Origin of the sequence: Thalassospira sp. MCCC 1A02898, assembly GCF_001618185.1 — a bacterium.
Lineage (GTDB): Bacteria > Pseudomonadota > Alphaproteobacteria > Rhodospirillales > Thalassospiraceae > Thalassospira > Thalassospira tepidiphila.
Map to the genome: position 1 here is coordinate 202516 of NZ_LPXK01000009.1, position 14607 is coordinate 217122.

General features: G+C 55.5%; 17 protein-coding genes. 12 read left to right on the forward strand and 5 right to left on the reverse strand.

Features of this window, described 5'->3' with window-relative positions; translation table 11 throughout:
* Positions 1–39 precede the first annotated feature (39 nt).
* The 7 genes from AUQ41_RS07635 (at position 40) to AUQ41_RS07665 (ending at position 9125) form a co-directional block, all read left to right on the forward strand.
* Positions 40–426: a response regulator gene (locus tag AUQ41_RS07635; RefSeq protein WP_008890394.1), complete on the forward strand. Its 387-nt coding sequence runs from the start codon at positions 40–42 to the stop codon at positions 424–426.
* 35 nt (positions 427–461) lie between these two features.
* Entirely contained in the window at positions 462–1103 is a 642-nt protein-coding gene (locus AUQ41_RS07640) for a protein phosphatase CheZ (protein ID WP_063087517.1), read from the forward strand.
* A 68-nt stretch (positions 1104–1171) separates the two neighbouring features.
* Positions 1172–1999, forward strand: coding sequence for a hypothetical protein (locus AUQ41_RS07645; RefSeq protein ID WP_232308330.1), 828 nt, complete (start codon positions 1172–1174; stop codon positions 1997–1999).
* Complete coding sequence (locus AUQ41_RS07650) at positions 1996–2721, forward strand: flagellar motor protein MotB (RefSeq protein WP_008890391.1); 726 nt, start codon at positions 1996–1998, stop codon at positions 2719–2721. The genes AUQ41_RS07645 and AUQ41_RS07650 overlap by 4 nt, the downstream gene beginning before the upstream one ends.
* 2 nt (positions 2722–2723) lie before the next feature.
* Positions 2724–6188 (forward strand): hypothetical protein, encoded by a 3465-nt coding sequence (locus AUQ41_RS07655; protein ID WP_063087521.1) that lies wholly within the window; start codon positions 2724–2726, stop codon positions 6186–6188.
* 100 nt (positions 6189–6288) lie between these two features.
* Positions 6289–7608: a tetratricopeptide repeat protein gene (locus AUQ41_RS07660; RefSeq protein WP_063087523.1), complete on the forward strand. Its 1320-nt coding sequence runs from the start codon at positions 6289–6291 to the stop codon at positions 7606–7608.
* Between the two features lie 248 nt (positions 7609–7856).
* Positions 7857–9125, forward strand: a complete 1269-nt coding sequence (locus tag AUQ41_RS07665; protein WP_063087525.1) for an FAD-binding oxidoreductase — start codon at positions 7857–7859, stop codon at positions 9123–9125.
* A gap of 50 nt (positions 9126–9175) precedes the next feature.
* Here the strand turns inward: AUQ41_RS07665 and fliP are convergent, their stop codons facing one another.
* The 5 genes from fliP to csrA all read right to left on the reverse strand — a co-directional run bounded on the left by fliP (position 9176) and on the right by csrA (position 11815).
* Entirely contained in the window at positions 9176–10000 is an 825-nt protein-coding gene (gene fliP, locus AUQ41_RS07670) for a flagellar type III secretion system pore protein FliP (protein ID WP_174713885.1), read from the reverse strand.
* Positions 9997–10383 carry a flagellar biosynthetic protein FliO gene (locus AUQ41_RS07675; RefSeq protein ID WP_063087527.1) on the reverse strand — a complete coding sequence of 129 codons (387 nt, stop codon included), beginning with the start codon at positions 10381–10383 and terminating at the stop codon, positions 9997–9999. Before AUQ41_RS07675 ends, fliP begins: the two co-directional genes overlap by 4 nt.
* 184 nt (positions 10384–10567) lie before the next feature.
* Positions 10568–10903, reverse strand: coding sequence for a flagellar protein FliT (locus AUQ41_RS07680; RefSeq protein WP_008890385.1), 336 nt, complete (start codon positions 10901–10903; stop codon positions 10568–10570).
* A complete protein-coding gene (locus AUQ41_RS07685; RefSeq protein WP_008890384.1) occupies positions 10900–11316 on the reverse strand; it encodes an EscU/YscU/HrcU family type III secretion system export apparatus switch protein in 417 nt (138 codons plus the stop codon). Before AUQ41_RS07685 ends, AUQ41_RS07680 begins: the two co-directional genes overlap by 4 nt.
* Positions 11317–11548: 232 nt before the next feature.
* A complete protein-coding gene (gene csrA / locus AUQ41_RS07690) occupies positions 11549–11815 on the reverse strand; it encodes a carbon storage regulator CsrA (protein ID WP_008890383.1) in 267 nt (88 codons plus the stop codon).
* 159 nt (positions 11816–11974) lie between these two features.
* Here csrA and AUQ41_RS07695 point away from each other — a divergent pair, with 159 nt between their 5' ends.
* The 5 genes from AUQ41_RS07695 (at position 11975) to fliR (ending at position 14576) form a co-directional block, all read left to right on the forward strand.
* Complete coding sequence (locus AUQ41_RS07695) at positions 11975–12502, forward strand: flagellar basal body protein (protein ID WP_232308331.1); 528 nt, start codon at positions 11975–11977, stop codon at positions 12500–12502.
* A 23-nt stretch (positions 12503–12525) separates the two neighbouring features.
* The gene (gene flgC / locus AUQ41_RS07700; RefSeq protein ID WP_063087529.1) at positions 12526–12933 is read left to right on the forward strand and encodes a flagellar basal body rod protein FlgC; all 408 of its coding nucleotides are present in this window, start codon (positions 12526–12528) and stop codon (positions 12931–12933) included.
* Between the two features lie 45 nt (positions 12934–12978).
* Positions 12979–13305 carry a flagellar hook-basal body complex protein FliE gene (fliE, locus tag AUQ41_RS07705; protein WP_008890380.1) on the forward strand — a complete coding sequence of 109 codons (327 nt, stop codon included), beginning with the start codon at positions 12979–12981 and terminating at the stop codon, positions 13303–13305.
* 185 nt (positions 13306–13490) lie between these two features.
* On the forward strand, positions 13491–13760 hold the full coding sequence (gene fliQ, locus AUQ41_RS07710) for a flagellar biosynthesis protein FliQ (RefSeq protein ID WP_063087530.1): 270 nt from the start codon (positions 13491–13493) through the stop codon (positions 13758–13760).
* 27 nt (positions 13761–13787) lie between these two features.
* Positions 13788–14576, forward strand: a complete 789-nt coding sequence (gene fliR, locus AUQ41_RS07715) for a flagellar biosynthetic protein FliR (RefSeq protein WP_232308332.1) — start codon at positions 13788–13790, stop codon at positions 14574–14576.
* The last annotated feature ends 31 nt before the right edge of the window (positions 14577–14607 follow it).

The window sequence follows — 14607 nt, forward strand, 5'->3', positions numbered from 1 at the left end:
AGGCAAGGGTGGGAGATCAGATAGCTGATGGAGTTGTGAATGGCCGTCGATCCGAATATGCCGATCCTGATTGTGGATGATTACAAAACCATGTTGCGTATCATCCGTAACCTTCTGCGGCAGCTCAACTTTACGAATATTGAAGAAGCGACCGATGGTAGCATGGCGCTTCGCAAACTGCGTGAGGCTCCGTTCAGCCTCGTGATTTCCGACTGGAACATGGAGCCGATGACCGGTCTTCAGCTTCTGAAGGAAGTCCGCGCAGACGCAAAACTGAAGGATATGCCCTTCATCATGATCACCGCTGAAGCCAAGACCGAGAACGTGGTCATGGCGAAAAAGGCAGGCGTCTCCAACTATATCGTCAAGCCGTTCAACGCAGAGACGTTGAAAGGCAAGATGAAGACTGTCATTGGTGATTTCTGATCAGGAGCGCGGGGCAGGTGTCCCGCGATACCGCTATGTCTAAGGCGACCAAAGACGAACTACGTCAGTTGTTGAATGATCTTCAGGCTCGCCTTGACGGTGATGACCTGAAGGTCGAACAATTGTCCGATCTGATGGATCAGTTGTCGCGCTTTATGGGCGATAAACCGACCGATGATCAGAAACGTTTGTTTGGCGAGCTCGATGAGCTTTCCGGCATCATTCGCAAGATGAAATCGGAAATCGCCTCGCTTCGTCCGGACGATATCAAGGCCGAGTATATCCCCAACGCAACCGACGAGCTTGATGCCATCGTCGATGCGACTGCCGGGGCGACGCACGAAATCCTTGATGCCATGGACACGCTTGAAGAATTCGCAAGCACCTTGCCGCCAGAACAGGCCGAAATCGTGACCAGTGCGACGATGCGCGTTTACGAAGCCTGTAACTTCCAGGATATCACGGGCCAGCGCACCACCAAGGTGATCAAAGCCCTGAAATCCATCGAAGAACGCGTTGAAGGGCTTGTGACGGCATTTGGTGATGAAATTGCCAAATATGCTGCTGCCAACCCGCGGAAGAAAAAAGAACCGGAAGGCGAAGAGGCTTTGCTGAACGGTCCGCAGCTTGAAGGAAAAGGCGTAACGCAGGCCGACATCGACGCGATGTTTAACTAAGTGGCGTTATCATGGCGGAGATAGAGGACGATGGACCGACACCACCTTCCCCCCCTACAAACGGGGCAGTGGCGTTGTTTCTGGCGCTCTATCTTCTTCTGCTAGCCTTTTTCATTCTGCTCAATACCATTTCGACCTTTGAAGAGGTCAAAACCCGTGAAGTGCAGGAAAGCCTTTCCTCGGCATTTGCGGCCATTCTCCCGCCGACAACCAGTCTGCAGACCGTGACCTCCATCGAAGGGCCAACGGTATCAGCACAGGAAACCCAGGACAAGCTGGGGCATCTTTTTGAAACCGCCATCAAAGTGGTCCGGGTTGAAGTCATTCAGCCGGGCAAACTGATGGAGGTCATCATGCACGTTGATCAGCTGTTTGATACCAATTCCATTCTGGTCCGCGAAAGACAGGCCGATTTTATGCGCCAGCTTGCCGAAGTGCTGGCTGATGACGATGGGTATGCCTCCTACGAGATGGAAATGGTCATGGGCAGCCAGATCGAAGACAAAGGCACGATCCAGATTGAAAACAATCTTCAGATCGCCCAAGCCGGATCATTTGCCCGCGAGCTGACCGATGTCGGCGCACCCGAAGACCGTTTCTTTGTCGGGATTGATCCGGGTGCCGACCCGTTCATCGTGACGTTCCGCTTTTTCTGGAATTTCGGTCCCAAGGAAGCGCCGGAGCCGATCAATCGTAACGGCAATGGAAATGAAACGCCGGCTGCAACGCCGACCTCCACGACGCCGGACTCTGGTGCGAATGGCGGTGGTTCGGGCGGGCAGACGGGTGCTGTCGCGCCACAACAATTCATGATCCCGCCGGCAAATGGTGGCGCGCAGCCATCCATTTCCCAGCCGATCCCGCTTGGACCACAAGCATCGGGAGGTGGCGGATGAGCGAAGACGCACCACGCAAGCCAGAGGTCAAGGGCCCGCCGCCCTGGATGCTTAGTCTGGCGGATCTGATTTCGCTGCTGCTGACATTCTTTGTCATGCTGTTTGCCATGTCCAAGGTCAAGATCGATCGCTGGGACGAGGTCGTTGATGCCTTGTCGCAATCGATCAAGCCTTCGCCGGTTGAAGATACCGACGAGCCGATGGCGAACATGAACATTCCGCGTGTGTATCGCAAACCGGCAATGAACCTTGATTATCTCAGTGCCGTGATTGACGACGCGATTGATGACAACCCGGTCCTTGGGGATGCGCGCATGTCGCGCGAAGCCGACAAACTGGTGATTTCCCTGCCGGGTGATATTCTGTTTGTTGCCGGTAGTTCGGATATGACACCCAAGGCGCAACAGGCGTTGTTTGTGCTTGGCGGGGTGTTGCGAAATATCGGTAACCGTATCGGTGTTCAGGGGCATACCGATCCGCGGCCGCTTAGCGGGCGCGGGCAATATGCATCGAACTGGGAACTTTCGCTGGCCCGTGCCGGGGCTGTTGCCAACGAGTTAAAGCAATCCGGTTACACAGATTACATAAATATTTACGGATTTGCGGCATCAAGATACGACCAGCTTCCCAAACTCTTGGATGAGGAGGCGCGATTTGCAATGGCGCGCCGGGTCGACATTGTAATCGAGCCTCACGGGGGAAGCGGGATCGGAGGCACGTAAGTATGGCGAAACTTGCCGTGCGCATCCTGCTGGCGGTTGCAATTGCGACCACCACGGCAATGGTTTTGCCTTATAGCGGAATGCGCCCTGCAATAGCCCAGGTGGCGGACCCTGTTATCATCCGCTCCGGGCTTCATAACGGGTATGGCCGAATTGTTCTGCAATGGAACGAGCCGGTCAACTACACCGCCGAGATCATCGGCGACCAGTTGGTCGTGCGGTTCGATCAGCCATTGGTGGCTTCGTTGCGCGGTGTTCTGACGCCGGTTTCGCGCTATATTTCCGATGCATTCTTTGATCCCGATGGGCGCACAATCGCCTTTGTGCTGAGTGATGATTACGAAGTGCGCGCGTTTAACGTCGGCAGCAACGTCGTCCTGGACATCCTCGATAAACCCGACGCACCGGCACCCTCCGTACCAACACCCCAGGCGCGTCCCGCACAGGATGACCAAACCCCCGAAATAACCCCGGCGCCGACAACGCCGGTTGAAACCGTTGCCGATAACCCGGCAGAACTGGCGGAGCTTGACGTGCGGGTTGGACGCCATCCGACTTTCTATCGTCTGGTGTTTGACTGGCCAAACCGCACCGATTACGTCCTTGAAGGGGCGCAAGGCGCGCAAACCATCGCGTTTGATGCGCCGGCCCGGATCAATGCCAACGATATTTCAAGACGCCTGCCTGAAGGTGTGCGTGTGCGCCAGGGCGACACCAATCCGCTGGATGTCGTTGTCGAAACGACCCCGGCGCGACAATTGCGCCATTTCCGGTCTGGCAACAAGGTCGTGGTTGATATCATGGGCGTGCAGCGTGCTCCGGCAACCACCACCGCGCAAACCCGCACGACAGACACGCCAGAGGCCGGGGTGACAACCCCAGCGCCGCCTGCGCCCGCAACCCAGTCTGCGCAGAATGGAGATGCGGCGCCGGACGTTTCCGATGCAGGCGTGCCAACGTCTGAAGAGGGCGCGCTTGACCCCAACTCCCCCGAAGCCCTTGCCCAAGCCGCGCAGAATGCAGGCAATACCGTTCGAACCAACGGGCAGGCACCGATCGAACGGCAAAGCATCGGCGATCTTGTCGTCACTGTTGATCAGACCGCGACCGAACTGACGCTTGGTTTCCCGTTTGGTCAGCCGGGCGGGGCGGCGGTATGGTCGCGCGCCGGGTTCTTGTGGTTGGCGTTTGATGTGCGTGCCAACCTCAACCTTGATAACGTGCGCCAACAGGCTGCCCAGATCATCGGCGTTGTCGAACAGATCGAAAGCCCGTACGCAACGATTGTCCGCATGACAATCCCGGAGGGCATCGGACTTTACACTGGCCGGAGTGAAACGGGTGATTGGCGCATCACCATGCAGCAAGGCATCATGCAGCCGGTTGAAAAGCTGGGTCCGTCGATTGAATTGGACGAACAGACCCGTGCGCGCCTGATCGTACCCCTTGAGGATGTCGGGCCGATTATCCCGATTGATGATCCCGAAGTCGGCGACACCCTGCGCGTGACCACGACAACCCAGAACGGCTATGGCATCGAGGTTGCGCTGCGCTATCCGGAATTTGAAGTTCTGCCATCCGTTCAGGGTGTGGTCGTTGCCCCGATGAATGACAGCGTGCAGGTCGCAGGGCGCGATGATGGACAGGCTGTGATTGTTACCGCCGAAGATGGTCTTAATATCTCACCGGAAGGTGCGCGGTTGCTGGCCTCGGCAACCGGTGTGCGTGCCCAAACAGGTGATGGCCGCGAAGGTCTTATTTTCGAGCTGGATGACTGGCGGCGCGGTGGACTGGATCAATACAACAAAACCATTCGTGGGCTGCGCCGGAAGATTGCAGAATCCGGTGACGAGCATCGCAACAAGGCGCGTCTTGATTTGGCCCAGTATTATCTAGCCAACGGATTGGGCCCCGAAGCCGATGCGGTGATTTCCGCAATGGAACACGATGATCCGCTGATTGCACAGCGATTGCAGTTCCGTGCGCTTAAGGCTGCGGTCAAGTTCCTGAACCGGGAATATGAAGAGGCCGAACGCCTGCTGGAAGATGAACGCCTGCGCAAGATCCCAGAGATGCAGCTTTGGCGGGCGGTGACCCTGGCTGCGCGCGGGCGTCCGAACGAAGGTGCGCGGGACCTTCTTGAAAGTGTTCATATCCTTGATTATTACCCGCCCGAATTGCTGTCGCGTCTGGTGCCGATTGCAACCGAACAGGCCTTGATAGTCGGCAACCCAGAGGCCGGCATGGACATGATCGAAAAGATGCTGGTGACCCCGGGTCTTTCCGAAAGCAAGATCATGGATATCCAGTACCTCAAGGGTATTTTCGAAGAAGAAGCTGGCGAGCTTGAGCAGGCTGTTGCGACCTGGGATCAGGTGGCAGAGGGTGAAAACCGCAAGGCGCGCGCGCATGCGATCTTTGACCGCACCGAACTTCTGATGCGGCTTGAACGCCTGACGGTCGAAGATGCGATCGAACAGCTTCAGAAGCTGCGTTTTGCATGGCGCGGTGATGCATTCGAGATGGCGTTGCTTAAACGGATTGGCGAACTGCAGATCGAGAACAAGGATTTCCGCGAAGGGCTTAATACCCTGCGTCAGGTCGCGATCTTCTTCCCGAATATGCCGGTGGCGACCGAGGCAACCGACATGATGCACAAGACTTTCGAAAACCTGTATCTCGGCGAGGAAATCAATAATATCTCGGCGATCAAGGCGGTTGCGCTTTATGACGAGTTCCGCGAACTGACGCCGGCGGGTGACAAGGGCGACGAACTTATTCGCCGTCTTGCCGACCGCATGGTTGATGTCGAACTGTTTGAACGCGCCGAGGAACTCCTTGAACATCAGGTCGACTTCCGTCTGACCGGGGTGGAAAAGGCCCGGGTCGGGGCGCGACTGGCCTTGGTTTATCTTCTTGATAGCAAGCCCGAGGAAACCATCCGCATTATCGACGAGACCGAAGTGCCCGGCGTTTCCGACGAACTTGCCACCCAGCGCCGACACCTTCGGGCGCGTGCCCTGCTTGATACGGATCGCGGTGTCGAGGCAATTACGTCGCTTGAAGGCGACTATTCGCGCAATGCCGAATTGTTGCGGATCGACCATTATCGCAATACCCGCGACTATATGTCGGCCGCCGAGACGTTCCAGCGACTGGTCGGTGAAGAGCCGTTCGATGAAAACGGCATCTCTGATGAGCGTGGCCGATACATGCTCAATTGGGCGGTTAATCTGGCGATGGCCGGGCAGGAACGCACCCTTAACATGCTCAAGCGGCGCTATGGCGAAGTCATGGCCCAAAGCCCCTATGCCGAGGCCTTCAGCCTGATCACATCTTCACCGACCCAAGGGTTGATCGATTACCGGACGCTTGCCGATCGCGTCGACGAAGTAGAAGAGTTCCAAGGTTTCCTTGCAACCTATCGAGACCAGTTGGAAAAGTCGCAGCTTAGTGCTATAAATTAACGTTCAATAACTATATGGTGGCGCCTTTTTCGCCCAACGTGGGTGCAAGCGCTATGATTCTGTTGGATTTTTTTTGAGCGGTGAAGAGTGTAGTGCTGTGATGGATCGTGCACTTAAAATGGTCTATTACGATGAGGCAAATGTCGAAAAAGACATTTTCGCCCAGCTTTCGCTTGCCCAAAAGCATTATCTGGGCGACGGCATGCCGCGTGATGAGTCCGCGACCCGCCGCATCCTTGACCAAATTCACAGACAGAGCCGTGCTTTTGCGGCTGTTTGCTATGGTTATATGCGCAGCAAGGGACTCGGCGTTGCCGAGGATCTTGGCGAAGGCCAGCAATGGTACCGCGAAGCGGCTTATTGGTTTAACGAAGAAGCTGCTGCCGGTGGTCCGGTATCGGCAAACAACCTTGGTTATCTCTATGCCAAGGGGCTTGGCGTTCAGGAAAATGCCGAAACGGCGGCGCATTGGTTTGAAGAGGCGATCGAGTTCGGCTCTGTCGCAGCACTTTACAACCTTGGTGTTTGCTACCTGAACGGTTGGGGCGTGCCGCAGGACGACGAAAAGGCTGTGTCGTATTTCGAACGCGCAAGCGAACTGAATGACCCGTCTGCTGCCAGCGTTCTGGCATACCTTTATCTTGAAGGCCGCGGGGTTCGTCGCGATCCGTCGAAGTCGTTCGAGTTTAACATGCGCGCGGCCCGTGCCGGCAGTGTCGAGGCCGCATCGGCCCTTGGCTATGCCCTTGGTGTCGGGCTTGGCGCGGAACGCAATATCGCCGAAAGCATCAGCTGGTTCGAACTCGCCGCGAGCGAAGGAGATGCCTATGCCCAGGCGAACCTTGCGATGTATTTCTGCCATTCATCGGATTTGAAACTGTTTGACCGTGGCTGGAAGATGTTGAGCCATGCGGTTAATCAGGGGGATGCATCTGCGAAATATCAGATGACCCAGATCCAGATTTTCGGTGTGCCGCACCGCGAACCCGATTACGCCAATGCGCTGGATCTTGCCATGGATCTGGCCGAGCTTGGCCATCCGGGCGGTTATCACCTGATCGGTGTAATGTACGAACACGGCCTTGGTGTGCCGGTTGATATGGTGCGTGCAGCGACCTGGTATGAGCGCGCCGCCCGCAAGGGATCGGCAAATGGTCAGGCAGCACTTGGACGCCTTTATGCGATTGGCAGTGGCGTCGAACAGGACAATATTCTGGCCTATTACTGGCTGAAAATGTCGGCACCGACCGAAGGCAGTCAGGCGCAGCGCGAAATGGGGGCAATCCATGCCCGTATGAGCGAGGATGAACGCAAGGTGGCCGAAAAATACGTGGTGGAAAATCCCGGTCCGCGTCGCGGCAGCTTTGGCCTCAAGCCACTTGAACAGGATGTTTTCAAATCCGGCCGCCGCCAAGGCTAGGACCGGATAACCGTTGGGCGCCAAAGCCCAAGTCTAGGGAAGACCAAAAGCCGTCCTGCGCTGCAGGCGGCTTTTTTATTTGGCGGTCGGGTTGGAGGGATGGTGTTGTTACCAACGGCGCTGGATACAGGAAAACTAATCCGTTGATGCCATCTGAATTTGAGTTATGGTTTTAAAATCAGTTCGTTAACCCCATTAATTTCCGACTTGCGCCGCAAGGCCCGCAACACCCGGTGACCGAGGTCCAAATGCAAGATGATCTGGCGTCGGTCTGGGAAGCGACCGCGAATAACGCCCCCGAAACGCAAAAGCCCGAAGGCGAATACGCCTGCGATGTCTTGGTCGTCGGTGGCGGTTTTACCGGTATGTCCTGCGCGCTTCAGCTTGCCAAGGGCGGTGCGTCGGTGATTGTGGTGGATACTATTCGGCCGGGTTTTGGTGCGTCCGGGCGCAATGGCGGGCAGGTGATCCCGGGGCTTAAACACGACCCGGGCAAGATAGACCGGCTTTATGGCGAATTCTCAACCGCGTTTGCCGGTAAAACCGCCGAGACAACATTCAACCTGATCAAGGAAAACGACATTGACTGTGACGCCGCGCCAAGTGGCTGGATACAGGGTTCGGTCAAGCGCGATCATCTTGGCTGGTTGGAAACCCGCATGGGCGAATGGCAGACACGCGGGGCAGATGTCAAAATGCTCGATACCGCCGAAATTCAGGCCCTTACGGGGAGCCAGCGCCTTGTCGGTGGTTGGCTCGATAACCGGGCAGGTCAGCTTCATCCGTTAAAGTATATCCGCGGTCTGACGCGGGCAGCCCAAGCGGCAAGTTGTCGGGTATTTGCACCTGCACCGGTTCAGCGCGTTAAAAGCATTTCCGGGAAATGGCATGCCGAGATTGGTGATGGCACGGCATCCATAACAAGCGACCATCTGGTGGTTGCAACAAACGCCTATTCCGGCGACCTGTTTCCGAAATTGCGCAAAAGCCTGATCCCGGTAAACAGCTTTCAGGTGGCAACAGCGCCACTGAGTGAAGAACAGCTTGCGACAGTGCTACCGACCAAAACACCCGTTTCCGACAGCCGCCGGATTGGTAATTATTTCCGCATCGGTCCGGGCGGACGCCTGATGATCGGGGGGCGGGGATCCTTTGCTGATCCCGTCAGTCGCGCGGCATTCAGGGGGATCATCTCGGAACTGCATGCCTATTATCCGTGGACGAAGTCAGTTCCGATTGAGTTTTGCTGGTCGGGCCGTCTTGCAATGACTTATGACCATTTGCCGCATATTCATCGCCCGGTGGACAATATGACGATGGCGGTTGGCTATAACGGGCGCGGGGTTGCTTTGTCGACGTCACTGGGCAAGGCAATTGCCGATAACCTGTTGGCGCCCGATACGCCGTTGCCCCTGCGTTTCAGTGACATCAGCCCGTTGATTGCCCATGACATGCATCGTACCTATGCGACGATGGCAATCTGGTATTATCGCCTGCGCGATTACCTCGAAAGCTGAGATAAGCTGTTTTTCTGTTGTCTGGGATGCGACGTTTTTGGCCCGTCGGCCTATCCGCCGAAGCTTTCCACGAGTGATCCGGCAATCAGGTACCAGCCATCCACCATCACAAAGAAGATCAGTTTGAACGGCAGGGAAATGATGACCGGCGGCAGCATCATCATACCCATCGACATCAGGATACTGGCGACCACCATGTCGATGATCAAAAACGGAATAAACAGCAAGAAGCCGATTTCGAACGCACGGCGCAATTCACTGATCATGAAGGCCGGGATCAGCGAGCGCAGCGGGATGTCGTCGGGGGATGTGATTTCATCGATCCCCGCCAGATTGACGAACAACTGAAGATCACGTTCGCGGACCTGGGTCATCATGAAATCATGAACCGGTTTGACGGACCGTTCGAACCCTTCGAATTCATCGATGTTGCCATTGATCATCGGCTCCAGACCCTCGTCCCAGACGCGTTCCAGGGTTGGCATCATGATAAACAGGGTCAGGAACATGGCCAGACTGATCAGAACCTGGTTCGGTGGCGATTGCTGAATGCCAAGGGCGGTTCGAAGCAGGCTGAGAACCACAATAATACGGGTAAAGGACGTCACCATCATCAGGATGGCCGGCGCGATGGACAGAACCGTGATCAGGCCGATCAACTGGATCAGCCGTCCCGATGATGTCACCCCGGGGCCGTCGCCAAGATCAAAGTTGAATGATTGCGCATGAACGGTATCGCCGCCGGCCATGATGGCGATCAGCGGGATCAGCGACCAGATTGCGCAAAGCGTTAACCAGCGCGGCGCGCGCCAACCAGTTTTGGTCGGTTTCACATCCTGGGTGCGTGCTGATGGTGATGGGATGCCACGGTTCATGCAGGCGCATTCCTGTCAGTCTGATCGATGTCTTTTGGGCTGTCGGCCGTGATCGAGCTATCCGAAGATGCGGGGATTTCATCGGCAAGGCTCTGATTGCCAAGGATTTCGCTGAATTGTGTGCCGATATTACGTTCGATCACGGTGTCGCCATTCGGGCCAAGCATGACAAGATGTTCAGTGTCATCACGTTTGAGCAGAACCAGACGGCGTTTGGTATCGACCGGGACGACCTCAACAACGGCCAGGCGTCTTTTTACACCACGGCGGTTGATGTTGCGTGCACCGGGTACAAACCGTCGTGCCAGAAGGGCAAACACGCCAATAATCCCCAGCACAAAAAGCAGGGCGGCCACAAACCGGAAATAGGCGCTTAGTTCCATCAGGCAGTTTTCCCCGTCGACAACCTGTGACGCTCAGTCGGCAGGTTGATCTTGAAACGATCACCTGCCTTCGTGTTTCTGTTTACCGCGCCGTGCAAGTGCAGGCAAGGCAGCATCCACATGCACTGCCCCCAAAGGTCGGTTTCAAGGGCCGGTTTTAAATCAGCACCTTAGTAGACTGGACCTATTTCGTGCGGGCGGCCTGCGCATAGGCATTTGTTGCCTGTGCGGTGTTGCTGATGCCGCGCAGCTGGCGCTGGATGTCGCTATATTCCTGCTGCATGCGGGTTTCGAACTCTGCCAGTTCCTCGCTCAATGCGGCAAGCAACGGGGCAACATCCTGACGCTGGTCCGGGGCCATGGTGCGGGCCTTCTCGCACAGATCGGCAATGCGGCTTTCAAGCGCTGCCAGTTCAACCACCTTGCCGTCTTCAAGGTATCGCTGTCCGGTGCGGATCAATGACAGGACGCGCTTCAGGTCGTTCTTGAACTGATCGGGCTTGTACTGTTCTGGGCTCATGATGGGCCTTCCCCGTTTACGTCATTATTTGGTGTGGCCATGATCTGATCTTCGGGATCTGACTGGCTGCGCGACGGACCGCCATAGATGCGATTGATCCGGTATATATAGTTCAAAATCTCGGCGACGGCTGCAAAGGCTTCGAGCGGGATTTCGCTTTCAACATCGACAGCCATCAGAATTTCGGTCAGGTCACTGTCCTTGCGGACCTTGATGCCGTTGGCAAAGGCGACTTGCAATATCTGTTCCGCAACGCTGCCTTCACCCTTGGCACTTAATGTCGGGGCATTATCCTTCCCATGCCGATACCGCAGCGCGACCGCCTTTTGGTCATGCGCACCCGGTGCGGCAAGATTTTCCGTCCTGCTTGCCGGGGTGTCGGTAATGTCATAGGTGGGCTTTTTCCCGCTCATTCGGTTCTTCAACTCAGGACGGTTTGCCGTGTCAGTCTGCGGCGATCAACCTCAATAGCGTCGACCATAGACCCAAGATGGTCAACAAATCGTTGTCGCCGACAACTGCGATGAGTAGCCGCGCAAACGACCGTCAGATGACACAGTCGATAATCATCGGGCTGAGATGTTTTGGATGCGGGATGTCAGTGGGGTGGGTATTTAAGCGATAAGCGGGGCGGAGGTATAAGGCCTAATCGTCGCTGGAATCGCTCTTTTTCTCGGACGCGGTCTTGTCGGATGATCCGACAGTGCCGAGGTGGCGAATAAGATCTTCGCTGACCGCTGCCGAACGGTTTTCTTCCTGAATGCGATCATAAAGTTCGCGACGCAGAACCTGAACATCTTCGGGGAAGGTGAAGCCGAGCTTTACGGTCTTGCCGCGCACCTCAACGACAGTGACTTCAATATTGTCATCAATGACAACGGAGTCGCCAACTTTTCGTGTGAGATAGAGCATGCAATGTCCCGGTTTCGATAGATAGATGACAAATATAATTCGTCAGATGAGCTCAATATGCCCGGTTTCATACTCGGGGTCTAGTACCCGCAGTGATTAGAACGAAATGCGGGCAAATTCAACGCTGTTTTTATGTTTGGCACGCTACGTGCATTTGTATTGGCAGGATTTATCGGGGCGGCAAAAACGGCCCTTCGAACGATCCGGGTCCGATCAGGGCGTGATGTTAACTTCGGCTTTACCCGCGCACTCAATACTGCAAGACGCGCAGACAAGGAGCAGGAAATGGATATCGGCAAACTTGGCATGTTCGCCAACCTCAAAGAGAAGATGGACTGGCTGACTCAGCGTCAGGAAGTCATCGCGCAGAATATTGCTAACTCCGATACGCCGAACTACCGCGCCAACGATCTTAAGGAATTCGACCCGAAGAATATCGGCCGCGACCGTCAGTTCATCCTTGCGATGCAGGCGACCACGCCGGGCCATAGTCAGGGTCTTAACAAACCGCAGAACTTCAAGGACGAGGAAGTGCGCAAGAACTATGAAGTCGCACCGGGCAAAAACGCCGTCATCCTTGAAGAACAGATGGTCAAGATGAACGAAAACCAGGTCGATTATCAGACCATGACCCGTCTGTATGCCAAACAGAAATCAATGTTCATTTCGGCCCTTGGCCGCATTTAACCTGTCGTTAGAGAGTAAGAACCATGGAACTTTACAAGGCTTTTAAAATCTCGGCTGCCGGTATGCGCGCACAGGGTACCCGTCTTCGTGTTGCGGCTGAAAACGTTGCCAACGCAGACAGCCTTGCAACGGCACCGGGGCAGGAGCCCTATCGCCGTAAGCTTCTGACGTTTAAAAACGTCATGGACCGCGAAGTTGGCGTTGAGATGGTCAAGGTCAATAAGGTGATGCCGGATCGCTCTGATTTTGGTATGAGATATGAACCAAGCCATCCGGCAGCAAACGATCAGGGCTATGTTCAGACCCCGAACGTTGAAACGCTGGTCGAAATGATGGATATGCGCGAAGCACAGCGTTCATACGAGGCCAACCTCAATGTGATCCAGTCATCGCGCAGTATGTTGCTCAAGACCCTTGATATCCTGCAGTAGGCAGTCGATATAACGGGACAAGAACACGCTTAAGGATTGATACCCATGGTCGCAAGCTTCAACGATGCTATTTCTGCCTACCGTAATGCGGCCGCTGGCAAGACCAACACCGTTACGGAAACCGTAACCGGTTCGGGCCAGTCCGTGAATCCGGGGGAAAGTTTTGCCGACATGGTCAAGGGGGCGGCATATGATGCCCGCGATACCATGAAAGTCAGCGAACAGATGACCCAAAAGGCCATTACCGGTGATGCCGAACTGCACGAAGTGGTGACTGCGGTATCCGCCGCCGAAGTTACCCTGCGTACCGTTGTCTCGGTTCGTGACAAGGCCGTTGAAGCCTATCAGAGCATTCTCAACATGCCGGTTTGATCGGCATTTTCAGACGCCCTTGATAAAACCGCGCGATCATTCGTGCGGTTTTTGTGTTTTTGGGGAAATCCGCAAGGAAGCGTTTGATAAGTCAGGAAATCATGGCAAAACCCGTGATAAATCCTGTATGAAGGATAAAGGCCCGAAGCGGCCCGCATGACAAGACGGCGAAACAGGAAGACCCGATGGATCAAGCTGAAATCATGGACGTGGCCTATGACGCGGTGTGGACACTGCTGAAAGTCACCACGCCGTTGATGCTTATTGCGCTTGGGGTTGGCCTGATCATCGCCCTGTTTCAGGCCCTGACACAGATTCAGGAAATGACACTGACCTTCGTGCCCAAAATTCTGGTGATCTTCATCGCGCTTCTGGTTTTGCTGCCATGGATGATGACCGAGATGGTTGAATTTATGGGCCGAATGGTTGACCACTTTATCGGGCTACCGAATTAGCGTTAAACCCGCCGCCCGCCAGCGTGAATGAGTAAGGCAGTCGAAGACGACATGGATCTTCAAGAACTTCTTACGCTGAATGTTTACGTCGTCCTGATGACTTTCGCCAGGGTGGGGGCGGCCTTTGCCTTTATGCCGGGTATCGGGGCGCGTGCCGTTCCGGCACGCGCGCGCCTGTTGTTTGCCTTTTGGGTGGCGGTTGTCATTTCGCCGTTGGCCGGGCCGCTTTTCCCGCCACAGCCCGCTGATGCGCCGTCTCTTCTGGTGGGTATCGGATATGAAGTCACGGTGGGATTGTTCTTTGCCCTGTTCGCCCAGGTGATGATGGCCGGAATCCAGACTGCCGGGTCGATTATTGCCTATCTGTCATCGATGGCGAACGCCTTCACCGCCGATCCGTTGTCCGGGGCGCAAAGTGCTGTGACCGGTAATTTCCTGATGCAGGTCGGGTTGGTGTTGCTGTTTGCCACCGGGATGGATCACCTGATGATCCAGGCGGTGTTTGAAAGCTATACCCTGTTTCCGCCGGGCGGTGTTTTGCCGGTTGGTGATATGAGCGAGTTTTTTGCAAGGGCGCTGAATGACAGCTTCGCGATTGCAATGCAGATGTCGGCACCGTTTCTGGTGGTCGCGATCTGTTTGCAGATTGCGTTGGGTCTGCTTAACAAGCTGATGCCGCAATTGCCGGTGTTCTTTGTCGCGATGCCGGTCCAGATCGCGATCGCACTGCTTTTGTTGACCTTGGCCCTGCCATCCATGATGATGGTTTATCTTGCATATTTCGAGAACGGGCTTGAGGCGTTTCTTAGTCCGTAAGGCAATGACGGGCAGCATTTTCCCCCGCATT

What these genes read in the sequence shown, in the direction of transcription:
- AUQ41_RS07635 (WP_008890394.1), top strand. Translation starts at nt 40, where the DNA reads ATGGCCGTCGATCCGAATATGCCGATCCTGATTGTGGATGATTACAAA.
- AUQ41_RS07640 (WP_063087517.1), top strand. Translation starts at nt 462, where the DNA reads ATGTCTAAGGCGACCAAAGACGAACTACGTCAGTTGTTGAATGATCTT.
- AUQ41_RS07650 (WP_008890391.1), top strand. Translation starts at nt 1,996, where the DNA reads ATGAGCGAAGACGCACCACGCAAGCCAGAGGTCAAGGGCCCGCCGCCC.
- AUQ41_RS07655 (WP_063087521.1), top strand. Translation starts at nt 2,724, where the DNA reads ATGGCGAAACTTGCCGTGCGCATCCTGCTGGCGGTTGCAATTGCGACC.
- AUQ41_RS07660 (WP_063087523.1), top strand. Translation starts at nt 6,289, where the DNA reads ATGGATCGTGCACTTAAAATGGTCTATTACGATGAGGCAAATGTCGAA.
- AUQ41_RS07665 (WP_063087525.1), top strand. Translation starts at nt 7,857, where the DNA reads ATGCAAGATGATCTGGCGTCGGTCTGGGAAGCGACCGCGAATAACGCC.
- fliP (WP_174713885.1), bottom strand. Translation starts at nt 10,000, where the DNA reads ATGAACCGTGGCATCCCATCACCATCAGCACGCACCCAGGATGTGAAA.
- AUQ41_RS07675 (WP_063087527.1), bottom strand. Translation starts at nt 10,383, where the DNA reads ATGGAACTAAGCGCCTATTTCCGGTTTGTGGCCGCCCTGCTTTTTGTG.
- AUQ41_RS07680 (WP_008890385.1), bottom strand. Translation starts at nt 10,903, where the DNA reads ATGAGCCCAGAACAGTACAAGCCCGATCAGTTCAAGAACGACCTGAAG.
- AUQ41_RS07685 (WP_008890384.1), bottom strand. Translation starts at nt 11,316, where the DNA reads ATGAGCGGGAAAAAGCCCACCTATGACATTACCGACACCCCGGCAAGC.
- csrA (WP_008890383.1), bottom strand. Translation starts at nt 11,815, where the DNA reads ATGCTCTATCTCACACGAAAAGTTGGCGACTCCGTTGTCATTGATGAC.
- flgC (WP_063087529.1), top strand. Translation starts at nt 12,526, where the DNA reads ATGGAACTTTACAAGGCTTTTAAAATCTCGGCTGCCGGTATGCGCGCA.
- fliE (WP_008890380.1), top strand. Translation starts at nt 12,979, where the DNA reads ATGGTCGCAAGCTTCAACGATGCTATTTCTGCCTACCGTAATGCGGCC.
- fliQ (WP_063087530.1), top strand. Translation starts at nt 13,491, where the DNA reads ATGGATCAAGCTGAAATCATGGACGTGGCCTATGACGCGGTGTGGACA.
- fliR (WP_232308332.1), top strand. Translation starts at nt 13,788, where the DNA reads ATGAGTAAGGCAGTCGAAGACGACATGGATCTTCAAGAACTTCTTACG.